This window comes from Sphingobacterium sp. CZ-UAM (assembly GCF_002000245.1).
Lineage (GTDB): Bacteria > Bacteroidota > Bacteroidia > Sphingobacteriales > Sphingobacteriaceae > Sphingobacterium.
This window is the reverse complement of record NZ_MTCM01000007.1, coordinates 139988-156445: the sequence shown is the minus strand read 5'-3', so window position 1 is coordinate 156445 and position 16458 is coordinate 139988. Positions and strand designations below refer to the sequence as shown.

8 protein-coding genes are annotated in these 16458 nt (G+C 44.0%); 7 read left to right on the top strand and 1 reads right to left on the bottom strand.

Translation table 11 applies throughout. From position 1 onward, the window contains the following. The first annotated feature begins 10 nt into the window (after window positions 1–10). The 7 genes from BWD42_RS21280 to BWD42_RS21250 all read left to right on the top strand — a co-directional run bounded on the left by BWD42_RS21280 (window position 11) and on the right by BWD42_RS21250 (window position 12013). Window positions 11–2986: a SusC/RagA family TonB-linked outer membrane protein gene (locus BWD42_RS21280; protein WP_077438419.1), complete on the top strand. Its 2976-nt coding sequence runs from the start codon at window positions 11–13 to the stop codon at window positions 2984–2986. A 10-nt stretch (window positions 2987–2996) separates the two neighbouring features. Continuing rightward, a complete protein-coding gene (locus BWD42_RS21275; RefSeq protein WP_077438418.1) occupies window positions 2997–4592 on the top strand; it encodes a RagB/SusD family nutrient uptake outer membrane protein in 1596 nt (531 codons plus the stop codon). Between the two features lie 105 nt (window positions 4593–4697). Then, a complete protein-coding gene (locus BWD42_RS21270; protein ID WP_077438417.1) occupies window positions 4698–5717 on the top strand; it encodes a SusE domain-containing protein in 1020 nt (339 codons plus the stop codon). Continuing rightward, a complete protein-coding gene (locus tag BWD42_RS21265; RefSeq protein WP_077438416.1) occupies window positions 5717–7585 on the top strand; it encodes a glycoside hydrolase family 13 protein in 1869 nt (622 codons plus the stop codon). The genes BWD42_RS21270 and BWD42_RS21265 overlap by 1 nt, the downstream gene beginning before the upstream one ends. Before the next feature lie 32 nt (window positions 7586–7617). Then, complete coding sequence (pgmB, locus tag BWD42_RS21260; RefSeq protein ID WP_077438415.1) at window positions 7618–8265, top strand: beta-phosphoglucomutase; 648 nt, start codon at window positions 7618–7620, stop codon at window positions 8263–8265. 20 nt (window positions 8266–8285) lie between these two features. After that, on the top strand, window positions 8286–10595 hold the full coding sequence (locus BWD42_RS21255; RefSeq protein ID WP_077438414.1) for a family 65 glycosyl hydrolase domain-containing protein: 2310 nt from the start codon (window positions 8286–8288) through the stop codon (window positions 10593–10595). Window positions 10596–10687: 92 nt separating this feature from the next. Next, complete coding sequence (locus BWD42_RS21250; RefSeq protein WP_077438413.1) at window positions 10688–12013, top strand: MFS transporter; 1326 nt, start codon at window positions 10688–10690, stop codon at window positions 12011–12013. 210 nt (window positions 12014–12223) lie between these two features. Here the strand turns inward: BWD42_RS21250 and BWD42_RS21245 are convergent, their stop codons facing one another. Next, complete coding sequence (locus BWD42_RS21245) at window positions 12224–16183, bottom strand: two-component regulator propeller domain-containing protein (RefSeq protein ID WP_254846296.1); 3960 nt, start codon at window positions 16181–16183, stop codon at window positions 12224–12226. Window positions 16184–16458 lie beyond the last annotated feature (275 nt).

The following is a 16458-nucleotide window of genomic DNA, read 5'->3' as shown; positions in this document are numbered from 1 at the left end:
CAGTTATTTTATGAACAAACAGCTATTACGTCCATTTTGGGCCTTGAACATGTTACTCGGGGTGAGTGCTTCGGCATTCGCACAGCAGGCCACGCTTCAGGGGAAAGTAATGGACCAGAAAGGAACTTCCTTGAGCGGTGCAACGCTGCGCTTCGAGGATATTCAGCGATCGCTGTCTACCAATGCAAACGGGGATTTTAGCTTGGATAGACTGAAAGCGGGCAAATTGCGCCTGAAAGTCAGTATGGTAGGTTATGCTACACTCGATACCCTGATCCAGGTGCAAGAGGGTAATAAGCCTTTAAACTTATATCTTAAATCGGATGCAAGCCAATTGGAAGAAGTGGTTGTGATCGGTTATGGAACGCAGAAAAAGAGTGAACTTACCGGTTCGATCAGCACAGTTACTTCCAAAGACTTTCAAAAAGGGCAGATTTCCTCGCCCGAACAATTGATTACGGGTAAGGTGCCGGGGGTACAGATCACCACAAGTGGGGGACAGCCGGGAGCAGGTAGTACCATCCGCATCCGTACAGGAGCCTCCCTGAATGCCAGCAATGATCCATTGATCGTTGTGGACGGTATTCCGTTGGCCGGCGGATCGGTATCGGGTGTGGCCAATCCGTTAAGCTTGATCAACCCCAGTGACATCGAGACTTTCACCATCCTGAAAGATGCCAATGCGACAGCCATTTACGGTTCGCGTGCGTCTAATGGTGTTATCCTGATCACCACAAAAAAAGGGAGTCGTTCGGGTACGCAAATCAATTTTTCGACACAAAACTCCTTGGCTACCGTAGGTAAAAAGGTAGATCTGCTGACTGCTGATCAGATCCGGGACTATGTCAATACACATGGAACCGATGTCATGAAAAAGCTGCTGGGTACTGCCAATACCGATTGGCAGGATGTGATCTATGGCAATGCTTTTACCACGGATAACAACATCAATATTGCTTCCAAAGCAGGAAACATGCCTTACCGTATTTCGGCTGGATACATGAATCAGGACGGCGTGCTGAAAAACGATAACCTCAAACGTACAACAGCGGCGCTGGCCTTGACACCGAAATTTCTCGACAATCACCTTTCATTGGATGTGAATGTACGCGGAACCTGGTCAAAGTCCAAATTTGCAACACAGGATGCCATCGGTTCGGCTATACAGTTCGATCCAACACAGCCCGTCTATGTGGACGATAAAAATAGCTTTGGTGGATATTATGAGTGGATACAAGGGGGAAAACCCAACCCCAATGCGCCCCGCAACCCGCTGGCCTTGCTGGAGCTCCGTAAAGATAAAGGGGATGTGTTCCGTAGCATCGGTAACGCAAAGTTGGATTATAGTTTTCACTTCTTGCCGGAACTACATGCTAATTTAAATGTAGGCTACGATCTCGCGCGATCCAAGGGGAATACATTTACACCGGCCATTGCAGCACGTAATTTTAATGAGGGCGGAGAACGCACGGAATATAAAACCGATATCAACAACAAAACGCTGGAATTTTACTTAAAATACGATAAGGAGATTGCTGCAATTAAAAGTAATATCGATGCAACATTGGGATATGGCTATTATAAAAACAGCAGTAAAGTCTATAATTTCAACCGGACCAACGCTGAAGGGGATAAGGTCTTAAATGAACCAACGCGGGCCTTTGACAAACCCGAAAATTTGCTGATATCCTACTATGGACGTTTGATTTACTCGTTTGACAACCGTTATATCCTTTCCGGAACCCTACGTATTGATGGTTCCTCGCGGTTTGACCGTCAAAATAATAATGCCTGGGGATATTTCCCATCTGTCGGATTTACCTGGCGTGCTAAAAATGAAACCTTCTTAAAACAGCTGGATGCCGTATCGGATCTGAAGGTTCGCCTGAGTTATGGGCAAACCGGACAGCAAGATGGTATTGCGAATTATTCTTATATGCCTAATTATTCCATCAGTGGTAATGAATCCATGTACCGTTTCGGTGATACCTACTATTATCTGAATTCACCTTTGGTTTACGACCGCGATATTCGTTGGGAAAGTACCACAACCTATAATGCAGGTATTGACTTTGGTTTTCAGGATAATAGATTCTATGGCAGTATAGATTACTATTCGAAAAAGACCAAAGACTTGTTAAGTACTATCCCGATTCCGGTGGGATCTAATTTTAGTAATTTCCTATTGACCAATATCGGTAATATGGAAAATCAGGGCTTGGAGTTTAACCTTCACTATATTCCCTTAAAATCAGAGCATTCTTCGTTGGATCTGGGTTTCAATTTTACCTACAACAGAAGCAAGGTGACTAACCTGACGCAAAGCGATGATCCTGGTTTTATCGTGGAGACAGGAGGTATCCGTGGCGGAACAGGTGGGAATATTCAGGCACATAAGGTGAATTATATGCCCAATAGCTTCAATGTTTTCCAGCAGGTGTATGACGAGCAGGGGCATCCGGTTGAAGGGGTTTACGTCGATCGTAATGGCGACGGCGTGATTAGTGATAATGATCGGTATTTATATAAATCCCCATTGCCTAAATATCTTTTAGGTTTTACGGCAGCCTACAGTTACAAAAAATGGTCCGTATCCACGGTGTTGCGTGCCAATCTGGATAATTATGTGTACGACAATGTTTCCTCTAATCTGGGAAGTGGTGCCAACATAAATGATCAGGCAGTTTTGGTTATTAACAATGCGCCGGTGGACTTTCTAAATACCAATTTTCTCCTCAAGCAGCTACAAAGTGATTATTACATCAAGAATGCTTCTTTCTTAAAGATGGATAATTTCAATTTAAGCTACAATCTAGGAAAATTTATACGGAACAGTAAGGCATCTATGTCGATTTCAGCAACCGTACAGAATGTATTTACGATCAGCAAATATAAAGGCGTTGACCCCGAGATTTCGAATGGAATAGACGACCGTTTCTATCCTAGACCACGTACCTATGTATTGGGTGTAAATGTGAATTTTTAAATGAATAACAATGAAAAGTTTAAATAAATATATAGGCATCTGTTTACTGGCCATTGCATTGAGCAGCTGCCATAAGGATCTGGATTTAAAACCGACCAATGATATTACAGCAGATGTTGCCTACCAGGATTTTAAGGGTTATACTTCATCCTTTGCCAGATTATATGGTTCGTTGGTGCTGACGAGTACCTCGGGGCCAAACAATTCGGATCTAGGTGGCCTGGATGCCGGAACCTCGGATTTTTTACGCCTTTTTTGGAATGCGCAGGAACTCACGACCGATGAGGCAGCATGTGCATGGCTTAACGACCCGGGTATCAGCGGTCTCGACTATCTCAATTTCGACGATAGCAATCCTATGCTCCGTGGTCTCTACACACGTTGCATCTATAGCGCGACCTTGGTCAATGAGTTTTTAAGAGAAAGTACCGATGCCAAATTAAGCGCCCGCGGAATTTCGGATGCCGATAAAGCTGAAATCGCTTATTACCGCGCCGAAGCAAGATTTTTACGTGCGTACAATTATTGGGTATTACTTGATTTGTTCGGAAATCCGCCATTTGTGACTGAAGAAACGCCTGTAGGTAAAGTGGCCCCTCCTCAAATTAAAAGACCAGCGCTTTTCGCTTATGTGGAGAAAGAGTTGTTGGAAGTAGCAGGACAGCTAAAGGGACATAAGCAGAATGTATATGGTCGGGTGGATCAGGTCGCAGCATGGGGATTGCTGGCTCGTTTATACCTCAATGCCGAAGTGTACCTAGGTGCCGGTAATAAAAAATATACTGAAGCCATCACCTATTCGGAAAAAGTATTGAATTCGGCTTATCGCCTGGGGGCAAATTATCGGGAGCTTTTCTATGCCGATAACGATAAGAACAACCCCGAGTTTATTTTCTATCTGCCTTACGACGGAACCAAGACGCAGAGCAAGGGGGGAACAACTTACCTGATCAATGCAGCGATTGATGCAACAATGAACCCGACATCTTTTGGTGTACCGGGTGGAGGTTGGGCCGGTAATAGAACTCGTGATAATATCGCAACTATTTTTGGCGACTATTCCGGAGCAACAGATAAGCGGGCAATGTTTCACCTGAACTCAAGTGTTAAAATTGAAGATATCGCTGTCTATAAACAGGGATTGGCAGTGACCAAATTCCGCAATGTCAATAAGGATGGGAAGACTGCTCCTCCGGCTGCCGAGGGCTTCGTTGCATCTGTAGATTTCCCATTGATCCGTCTGGCAGAAATGAATTTGATCTATGCCGAAGCGACTCTACGCGGAGGTGCTGGTGGTACTTTAGTAAAGGCATTGGATTACATTAACAAATTACGTGTACGTGCCTATGGTAACAATACGGGCAACTTGACGAACCTTTCGTTGGACGATATTCTCAACGAACGTGTGAAGGAACTCTACTGGGAGGGATTTAGACGTTCGGATCTGATCCGTTATGGCAAATTTACCGGGGATAGTTACCTCTGGCCTTTTAAAGGGGGCGTGCTTGGCGGTCAGGCAGTTGCGGGGTATAGATCGCTGTTTCCGTTACCTGCTTCGGATATTATAGCGAATTCGAATCTAGTACAGAACCCTGGCTACAATTAACCGGAGGATCAAACTTTGATCCCAGGGCTTCTATCGCTAGGATAGAAGGATTAAAATCTGGGTAGGAGGGTTTGTTTTAAGTGATTAATAAATAGATGTTTAGAAATGAAAATAATACATTATATAGGATTGGTGCTACTGCTATTGGCGACTTTCCAAAGTTGTAAAAAAGACGAAACGCAAGCAAGATTGGCGAGTACTGACGCCGTAAAACCGGCGACTTTAACGCTTGACAAGACGAACCTGACCTTGTCCAAAGCAAATGCGAATGATACGGTATTGCACCTTCGTATGATCCAGCCTGACTTTGGTTTTCAGGCTGCAGTGAGCAATGTGCTTCAGTTTGGCCTTAAAGGGGACAACTTTAAAACGGTAAAGGAAGTAGTTATTCCCAATGGACGCAGCGCAATGGGATTCACAGGCTACGAATTGAATAGTTACTTGCTTTCTCTTGGCGTTCCTACAGGAACGGCTTCTGAATTTGATGTTCGGCTTAAGTCAAGTATCAATACAAAAATTGCGGCTGTGTTTTCTGCTTTAGCTAGCCTTAAAGCTGTTCCTTATGCATCAACAAGCTATTTGTATGTGCCCGGCGCATACCAAGGCTGGGATCCGGCTACTGCTGAATCAATTGTCTCGCCGACGAGTAACGGCATCTACACGGGCATTATTTCCTTCCCGGAGGCGAATTCGGAGTTTAAACTGACCACCGAACGCAATTGGGCAAATTCCTATGGACAGACGGCAACGGGTAAAATTGCCTACAACGGTGGGGATAACATCAAAGCACCGCGCGCAGGCAATCTCGAAATTGAAGTCAATACAACAGCGAATACCATCACATTCAAAGACCATAGTTGGGGTATCATCGGAAGTGCTACACCTAAAGGATGGGATACAGACACAGACATGAAATACGATAATGCCAACCAATTGTGGAAACTCAGGGTCAACCTAACAGCCGGCGCGATCAAGTTCCGCAAGAATCATGACTGGGGGACCAATTTTGGCGGTGCCAATGGAAATCTTGTCGCCGGTGGCGCCGATATCGCCGTAGCAAATGCGGGAACTTACGATATCGTCCTTGATCTCAATGCGAATACATACACTTTAACCAAGAAATAATGCCGACCCTATTAAAAACAACGATACGACTTACCACAGGAATTGTGGCACTAACAGCGCTTGGATGGAGCCCCTTAAAGGGGCAATCCATTCAGCGGGTAGAACCTCTGAATTGGTGGGTAGGAATGGAAAACCCAAGCTTGCAGCTTGTCGTCTATGGCCCTCAGATTGGGAAAAGTGAGGTACAGGTTGACGACAAAGGCATCGAACTCCTTAGGGTGAACCGGACAGAAAATCCCAATTACCTGTTTTTGGATGTTAAGATAACAGCGGCAGCTCAACCGGGCTGGTCTACCTTTACCTTTAGTCAGGGAAAGAAGAAACTGACCTATCGCTATGAACTAAAAAAACGGGATCAACGTGTCAAAGCACAGGGAGTAACCAGCGAGGACTTAATCTACCTGATTATGCCCGACCGTTTTGCGAATGGCAATAAGGCAAATGATCAGGTAAAGGGGATGTTGGATATGAGCTTGAACCGGGATTCCATGTATTTGCGGCATGGAGGTGACCTGGAAGGGATCATCGGTAAACTGGATTATCTCCAGGATCTGGGGGTGACCTCGCTCTGGATGACACCCGTATTGACCAACGATATGCCCTTGGCTTCCTATCATGGTTATGCCAATACCGAGACTTATCATATTGACCCGCGTTTTGGAAGCAATGATACCTATGTCCAATTGGGGGAGCAGCTGCATAAACGTCGGATGAAACTGATTTTTGATGTCGTGCCCAATCATATCGGCAGTTACCATTGGACGGTGAAAGACAAACCCATGGCGGATTGGCTCAATGAATGGCCGGAATATACCCAAACCTCTTATAAGGATCAGACTGTGTTCGATCCTTATGCCTCCGCAGCGGATAAAAAGAAAATGGTCAAAGGCTGGTTTGTGCCGACGATGCCGGATATGAACCAGCAGAATCCTTATGTACAGAACTATTTGACGCAAAGTCATATCTGGTGGATAGAGACGGCAGCCATAGACGGATTTCGTATTGATACCTATCCTTACAACGATCTGGATTTTATGGGAAAATGGACCGACCGCATTCAAAAGGAGTATCCAAACTTTACTTTTTTTGGTGAAACATGGGTACATGGGGTCGCAAACCAAGCTTATTTTCTAGGTGGGAAGCGTGTGGGACAGGAGGTTGATTCGAAACTGATGGGGGTAACGGATTTTCAGCTGAATTATGCGATTGGGGATGCGCTCAATCAAAAGAGCGAATGGACAGCGGGAGCAAATAAACTTTACAGCACGTTGGCCTCAGACTACCAATATCCACAACCGGAACAGAATGTTATCTTTTTGGACAATCACGATAAGGATCGCTTTTTCTCGGTCATAGGCGAAAATGTACAAAAATATAAATCGGCAATGGCCTGGCTGCTGACGACAAGGGGAATCCCCCAATTGTACTATGGAGCCGAAATCCTGATGAAGAACTTTTCCAATCCGGATGGTCTGTTACGCGAAGATTTTCAGGGTGGTTTTGATGGCGACAAGAAGGACAAATTTACCGTAGCAGGCCGGACGGAAGCCGAGCAGGAGATGTGGTCTTTTGTACGTACCCTGGCCAACTACCGCAAGCAGCATCCTGTCCTGCAATCGGGAAAAACCATGCAGTATGTGCCGGAAGACGGCGTTTACGTCTATTTCCGCTACAATGAGCAGCAAACTGTAATGGTGATGATGAACTGCAACGATCAGGAAAAGGAAGTGAAGCTTGACCGCTTTGCTGAACGGAACGCAAAAGCAACAGGTTATGTGGATGTCATCAGTCAACAGGTACTGAAACCAAGTGATCATAAAGTCAAGTTGGCGGCTTACGAGACGAAAGTACTTGACCTAAAATTTTAATACAACGCGATATTTTAAATTTCATTTTTTCAATGATTAATTATACTACTATAAAAGCCGTAATATTTGATTTGGACGGTGTGTTGGTGGATACGGCAATCTACCACTTTCAAGCTTGGCATAGACTGGCTACGAGTCTGGGCTATTCTTTTTCTGTGGCTGATAATGAGCAACTGAAAGGTGTGAGCCGGGTGGAATCGCTGGAACTTATTTTGAAATGGGCCGGATTGGAAAAATCCGAACAGGAAAAAGAGCAGTTGTTGATTCAGAAGAATCAGTGGTACCTGGCCCTGATCGAACAGCTCAACCCTGGGCAGCTGCTTCCGGGCAGCCTCGACCTGCTCAATAAGCTTCGCGAAAAGCATATTTTGATCGCATTGGGATCGGCCAGCAAAAATGCATTGAACATCCTTCAGAAAACTGGGATCGTGGATTATTTTGATGCATTGATCGACGGGAATGTCGTCAGCGCATCTAAGCCGGATCCTGAAGTATTCCTTAAAGGAGCAGCGGCTTTGGGGGTGGCACCTTCGTATTGTCTGGTACTTGAAGATGCCCAAGCGGGCATTGATGCCGCTAAGGCTGCCAATATGCAGGTTATTGGTGTTGGAGAGGCCGATAACCTAAAAGGAGCGGATGACATCGTGGCCAATTTAGCTGCATTAGTCGATAAATTTTAAATTATAGTAGCAATTAACAAATGAAAACATATATCAAGCATGACCCTTGGCAAATTATTGAAAATGAGTTTAGACCTGATCATAACGAATTTTCGGAAAGTATTTTTTCCATTGGTAATGGACGCATGGGACAACGGGCCAATTTTGAAGAACAGTTTAGTGGAAGAACGTTACAGGGCTCTTATCTGGCAGGCATTTACTATCCAGATAAAACCCGTGTCGGATGGTGGAAAAACGGTTACCCCGAATATTTTGCCAAGGTAATCAACTCTTTCAACTGGATCGGACTGACAATCATGATCGATGGTCAGCCACTGGATCTGGCAAAGGTTAAGGTAAAATCATTTGAACGCCGCTTGGATATGCAAAGGGGTATTTTGCAGCGCAGTTTTGTTGCGGTGATGCCCGATGGAGCAGAAGTAAAAGTAGAGGCCAGCCGTATGTATCATCTTTTTGCTTCTGAAACGGCTTCCTTACAATATACTATCCAGGCACTGACAGCTGATGTTGTGATCGAGCTAATTTCGTTTTTGGATGCAGAGGTCGTCAATCGGGACAGCAACTACGATGAGAAGTTTTGGGAGCCTTTGTCCCAGGGGGTAAAGGGAGACAATCTGTTTGTCTGCTCACGGACAAAGAAAACGGGCTTTGAAGCCTGCGCGGAGCTCCAAACGCGGATTACAGGAGCGGACGGCATGATTAGCGCAGGAGACAGTATTTCGGAAAATGGTTATATAGGCCAGCGTTATCGCTCGAGCTTGGCCAGATCACAAACACTCTGCATTGAAAAAAGAGTCGCAATCGTAACATCCGAAAACCATGCGGCCGCAGACTTGCAGGCAGTTGCAACAGCGCGCCTGGCGGAGTTGGCCCCATTGCAGTTTGACCAATTGAAGGAAAAACAGGCCAAAGCCTGGCAGGCAATCTGGGCTGAAAGTGATATCGAGATCTTTGGTGATGTGGCTGCTCAGCAGGCTATCCGCTACAATATCTTTCAGCTTAACCAAACGTATACCGGTGAGGATGCCCGACTGAATATCGGGCCAAAAGGTTTCACGGGCGAGAAATACGGGGGGGTAACCTACTGGGATACCGAGGCGTATTGCATCCCTTTTTATCTGGCAACACAATCGCCAGAGATTGCACGAAATCTCTTATTGTATCGCCATCAACAATTGGGCAAAGCAATTGAAAATGCGGAGAAATTGGGCTTCAGCAATGGCGCGGCCCTCTTCCCGATGGTGACGATCAATGGTGAAGAATGCCACAATGAATGGGAAATAACTTTTGAGGAAATACACCGCAATGGTGCCATTGCTTTTGCCATTTACAACTACGTCCGTTATACTGGGGACACGGATTATATCTGGTCGCATGGATTGGATGTTTTGGTGGCCATCAGCAGGTTCTGGGCCCAACGCGTTAATTGGAGCACGGATAAACAGCAATATGTCATGTTGGGCGTAACCGGACCTAACGAATATGAGAATAACGTAAATAACAACTGGTACACCAACCGGATTGCATCCTGGTGTTTGGAATATACCCTGAACTGCTTGAGCGATGCTGAACGTGCTCAACCGGGATCGTTTAACGCAATGTTTGACCGACTAGGGGTAAGCGGTGAGGAACGCAATAGCTGGCAACACATCATCGATAACCTTTACTATCCCTATGATGAAAAGCGGCAGATCTTTTTGCAACAGGACGGTTTCTTGGATAAAGAGCTGATTGTAGTAGGGGATTTGGATCCTTCACAGCGTCCTATCAATCAGAAATGGAGCTGGGATCGCATCTTACGTTCCTGTTATATTAAACAGGCGGATGTGCTCCAGGGCTTTTATTTTCTTGAGGAATGCTTTGATGATGATACCCTGCGGCGCCATTTCGAATTTTATGAACCGCTTACGGTACATGAAAGTTCGCTTTCTCCTTGCGTACACGCCATATTAGCAGCTAAGCTTGGTAAAACTGACAAGGCTTATGAGTTCTATTTACGGACATCGCGCCTGGATCTGGATGATTATAATAACGACACCGAAGATGGTCTGCATATCACCTCCATGGCCGGTACCTGGATGACGATTGTAGAAGGATTTGCCGGAATGCGTGTAAAAGAGGGAAAACTATATTTAAATCCCATGTTACCTAAGGAATGGAAAGGGTATAAGTTCCGCGTTCGCTTTCGCGGTGCTATTCTATTGATTGAAGTAAATGGCAATGGGTATACAGTCGACAACATCAGCGATACAAGTGTTGATATAGCGACTACGACCGACATATTTGGGTTGGCCGGAGGAAGCCGAAAAGAGGTTTCCCAAGCCAGATAAATTCGCATGCGCAAGTGTGGAGGGCTTCTGCACTTGCACATCGCTGAATTGGTAATTAAATTGTATTTTGTCTTAAATTTTGATAGCTAATTATGGGGAATAAACCTCAATTGAGTATAAGCCAGGTTGTTAACATGAGTTTTGGATTTTTGGGAATTCAAATGGGCTTTGCTTTACAGAATGGTAATGCTTCACGTATCCTTCAAACTTTTGGTGCCGATGTGGAGCATCTGTCGTTATTCTGGCTAGCGGCACCGATCACTGGCATGATTGTTCAACCCATTATTGGGCATTATAGCGATCGGACATGGACCCGTCTGGGACGTCGTCGCCCTTATATCCTCATCGGTGCACTACTGACCACATTGACCTTGTTTCTCATGCCCAATGCGGCCTTGTTTACAGCTCTGCTACCACCGCTTTGGATCGGCGCGGGACTACTGATGTTTATGGATGCCTCAATCAACGTGACGATGGAGCCATTCCGTGCTTTAATAGGGGATAACCTATCCAGCAGCCAGCGTAGCCTGGGCTTTTCGGTACAAACCTTCCTGATTGGCATTGGCGCTGTAGTTGGCTCCCTGTTACCTTATATTTTTACCAATTACCTGGGCTTTGCGGGTACGGCGGCGGAAGGCCATGTCCCACAAAACGTTATTTATTCGTTTTATGCTGGGGGGCTTGTATTATTGGGAACGGTGTTATGGTCAGTGTTCAAAACAAAAGAATATAGTCCGGCGGAACTAAAATCATTTGCTGAAGATTCCGTTGAGCCTGTGGATAATGCTGCTGCTTTTGGATTAAGCACGATTATACGGGATATCAAAGTCATGCCGGCAGTGATGAAGAAATTGGGCTGGGTACAGTTTTTCTCCTGGTTTGCCTTATTCATGATGTGGGTATATACAACACCGGCTATTGCGGAATCGGTGTTTTATTCGAAAGTTGGAAACCGTCAGGATCTCTATATGGAAGCCGCAAATTGGGTCGGTGTGCTATTTGGGATCTACAATGGTGTTTCGGCTATTTATGCGTTATTTATTCCTAGGATCGCTAAACGATATGGGCGCAGTAAAACCCATGCTTTTGGCTTGATCGTCGGCGGGCTTTCGTTAATATCGTTGTTCTTCATAAAGGACGCTAACATGCTTGTTTTACCCATGCTTGGGATCGGCATCGCCTGGGGCAGCATATTAGCGATGCCCTACGCTATTTTGAGCGATCATTTACCCGCCACAAAAATGGGGGTGTATATGGGGCTTTTTAACTTTTTTATCACGCTGCCGCAGATTGTCTGTGGATTTTTTGGAGGAATGATCATTAAATTTATCTTCCAGAGCCAATCCATCTATGGCTTATTGCTTGCTGGTATATTTATGTTCTTGGCCGCATTTTTTGTTCCCAAAAGCAAGCATTAGATTTGAGGAACTGCATGAGCCATCTTTGGAACACATGCAGTTCTTTTTTTGACTTTCTCAGTAGTTATCCTTACCTGCCGGATAACACGATCAGACTATTCTAGGATTTGATCGGCTGATTTAAGCTCTTCATTCACCCCATTCTTTGTACGGTCTCGATAACGATCACTTCTGATATTTTTCCTTAATCGTTGCTTACCCCTGGGACAATCAGCTGTTTTCGGTCATGTAAATACTTGGCGGCATACCATAGTGTTTATGGAAATCTCTTGAAAAATTGGATTGTACGGTATAACCTACCATCGTGGAAATCTGGGTAATGTTATATTTTCTTTGAACGAGCAATTCGGCTGCTTTCTTTAAGCGGGAGATATTGATCAGTTCATTGGGTGTCAGGTCGGATAAACCTTTGATTTTACGGTATAATGTCGGGCGGCTCATATTCATTAGGCGCGCCAGCTCGTCCACATTGAGGTCAATATCCGAAATATTATCATAGATCACGGTGTTGAGCTGACTGATAAAATCCTTGTCAGGGGCAGATACATTGATATCCGTCAGATTAGAAACGGAAGAATTTGTAAAATAATTTTTGATGATCTTACGGTTGTTCAGGATATTTCTGATCTGTACAGTAAGGAATTCCAGTGAAAAGGGTTTTTCGATATAGGCATCGGCACCAATTTTCAGCCCATTAATTTTAGAATCAAGTGCATTTTTGGCCGTGAGGAAGATGACCGGAATATGGCTGTACAGGATGTCACTCTTAATACGTTTGCAAAGTGCGATGCCGTCCATAATAGGCATCATGATATCTGTCAAGACGAGCTGCACATTGTCCTGATCCAATATTTCAAGCGCTTCAGCTCCGTTACTGGCACGCAGAATTGTATAATCAATTTTCAGTTCCTTATTGAGATAGGCCAGTATTTCTTTGTTGTCCTCGACAATAAGGATGACAGGTCTTTCGGCGTTTTGATCTGTTTTTGCGTTTAGATGGTCTTCATGAGGAACGACTGTCTCTTCGAGGATCGGTTTGATGTCCAAGGTCTGTTCCTGCAGGATGGGGAGCGAGAGCAGGAAGATGTTTCGGTTTTCTTCCGTATAAGCCAGCGATAATGAACCCTGATGGAGTTCGACTAGGGAGCGGGAGAGAGGAAGGCCAATACCCGTTCCGGTATCTTTATTCGATTCGTTTAGCCGATAAAAGGGTTCAAAGATTTTTTCCCTTTTTTCGAAGGGAATGATATCACCATCATTTCGAAATTCGATATTGAACATAATATCATCACTGTTGAACGGAAGCAATTTGACATGTACCTGATGAGCGGCATATTTTATGGCATTATGAATCAAGTTGGTGAATATTTTCCGCAAAGCTTCTTCATCGACTTGGGCAGTGAGTGTAATCCGGGGCAAGGAAAGATCATATTGCAACATCTTTTCCTTTGCTAGGCTGTTCAGATCATTGAATACGTCAAGTAATAAGTTGTTAATGTCCGTTTTTGTAAAGATAAGGCTCATATTATTTGTTTCTGCTTTTCTAAAGTCCAAAAGTTGATTAGTTAGCCTAATCAGTCTTGTTGTGTTTTTTTCGATCAAGGCAAGGTCATTTACCGTGTCATTAGCGTCAAATTGATGTGTCCGGATGAGTTTCTCCAGGGGCATTTTGATTAAGGTCAGCGGTGTACGGATTTCGTGGGCGAGATTGGTGAAAAACTCAAGTTTAAGATTATAGACTTCTTGTTCTTTTTTACGTTCATAGCCATCCATTTTTTGCGCGTTATTTGCTTTGATCAGCAAAAAATAATACCTCAAAATCAATAAAACAACTGTACTAAAGGTAACGAAATAAATGGTATACGCCCAGCTGGATGACCACCAGGGGGGAGATACGACAATACGTAGTTGTTTTTCCGCCGGGTTCCAGATCCCATTGTTGTTAGCCCCTTTAAATCTAAAGGTATAGGTTCCGGGAGGAAGCTTATTGTAATAAATTTTTTGGCTGCCGGTGATATCTGTCCAGCCTTTGTCATAACCTTCCATGATATAGCGATAGGGATTGCTTTTTGGCGAAACAAAGCTCAAGGCTGCGATATTAAAGCTGATATTGGAACTATTATAGGAGAGCTGAATCTCTTTTGATAGCGAGATGGATTGTTTCAGTATACCATCTTCACGAACTGGAATGCTTTCGTTGTTGATCTGAATGTCGCTAATGAATATGGGCGGAATAAAGTTATTCTTAATGGATTTTGTCGGGTTAAAACTTACCATCCCTTTTATGGTACCAAAATATAATGTACCGTCCGCATCTTTAAATGCTGAATTGTAATTAAACTGATCGGCCGGTAGCCCGTCTCGGGATGTATAGATGACCCTATGGGGAAGATGGCCATCCAGTCTGACCAGGCCACCACCTGTTGATATCCATATGCTGTTGTTGTCGTCTTCCAATACTTTAAATACTTGATTGGAAGGTAAACCCGATTCGGTCAGATAGTTGGTGAAATGCCCATCACGGCGGTACTTTGAAAGGCCACTTTCGGTACAAAACCACAGATTTTTTTTGCTGTCTTCGAATAAGCCATTGACGTAATTATTGACGAGCGTATTTTGTTTGCCTTGCTCGGAGCGTAGATGTTTTATCTCGCCCGTACCCCGATTGTATTGGTAAACTCCACTGCCATAGGTATTGACCCAAAGTATACCATCGTTATCTTCGTAAATCCCTTGTATCCAGGCCTTAATGGGGAGGAGGTCAAAACTATCGCTATGTTTATTGTAGCCATATAGTGCGCGGTCTGTCCCCACAAACATGCTGTTGTCTCTGGACTTAAAGAGGCAAACGGCGAAGCTGCTTTGTAAGGGGCCTCTGCCGATGCGGTCATAGTGCTTTTTTAATTTTCCGGTCTTTACGTCGAGTATATCCAGTCCATGTGTTGTGGAGCCTACCCAAAGATCATCGCCGATGGTTGCCAATCCATGGACATTATTATGTGCAATACTTCCTTTTTTTCCATTGGCAACGAAATGCTGGATCTGTTGTGTTTGAGCATCTATTTTGTTGAGACCACCATCTTCTGTGCCTATCCAGAAATTTCCATAGTTATCTTTTTTTATATCGTGTACGATATTCCCGGATAATGCAGATTTTCCAAATCCATATAGGTACTTTTTGAAATTGTCGAATTGGTTGCTGTACTGATTAAAACCGCCAAAAAATGTTCCAAACCAGATGTTATCTTCACGGTCCCGATAGAAATTCAAAACGGCATTGTCCGATATGGCAAATGGATTGAGCAGATCTTTTTTGATGTGTTGGCTCTGACCCGTATGAATGTCATAGGTATATATTCCAGTCTCTGTTCCGATCCAGTATACCGACTCTGTCTGTTGGATAATGCAATTTGCCTGGATGACTTTGTTGGGGTAATGGTTCGCAAATAGGTTTTTTAAGGTTCCGTTTTTAAAATCAAACAGGTAGGCTGAATTGATGGTACCGACCATGAGCAGGGAGTCGTTGATAGCGTAGACGGTCTTTGTGTTGGCCAGTGCTTTCCGATCTGATTTTTTGAGTGCAATTTGAACAAATTTGCCGGAGTTAACCTGGTATCTTTCGATTGTACTGTTAATATCTGTGGTCCACAGTCCCCCTTTTTTGCTGCTGGTAATGGCTACGAGCGTATTTTTGTTTTGATCAAAAGAAACGATTTCCGTTGTAAGAGGATTATAACGATAAAGTTTTCCATTGGAAAGCAGCCAGATAAAACCGGCATATTCATGGATGGCGTTTACTTCGCCAATCGGTATGCTATTAAATGGTTTGAAGTTTTCTTTAACCGGATTGTAACAATAGGTACCCCGTGTTGTTCCTACCCATAGCACACCTTTGCTATCGGTAAGGATACTTAAAATGGACGAGCTTCCGATGCTTGTAGAATCTGAGGCATTATGCCTAAATATTTTAAATTGATTGCCATCAAAACGATTAAGACCATTCCTTGTCCCTAGCCAAAGAAAGCCCTGGGTATCTTGCGTAATACACTTGACAGAACTATTGGATAGACCATCATGGGGTTGATAATTTTTAAAATAGAACGATTGCGCCTGTAGGAGGGGCCATACAAGTAGGAGATAGAGGATAGGTATAAAGGTTATTCTACGCAAAATTGATAATGTATTGCTAAAAATAGGCAATAAAAAAGAAAAAAAAGAGAACTGTTGATACGTTTTGATATAAAATTGAGACGCTATGATTGGGGTTGCAACATGGATTTAACGATTTTTATAATACGAAATAACCAAAAAGTAAACTTATGCCTTGTCCTAAAATTATGACAGCAGATAGCTGCATTCTTATTTTTTTTAAAGCGAGTTACTTATCATTCTATAGTGCGATACAAGCGTATGCGGCGACGGTTTTCAGGCTCTGTAAATGGAGC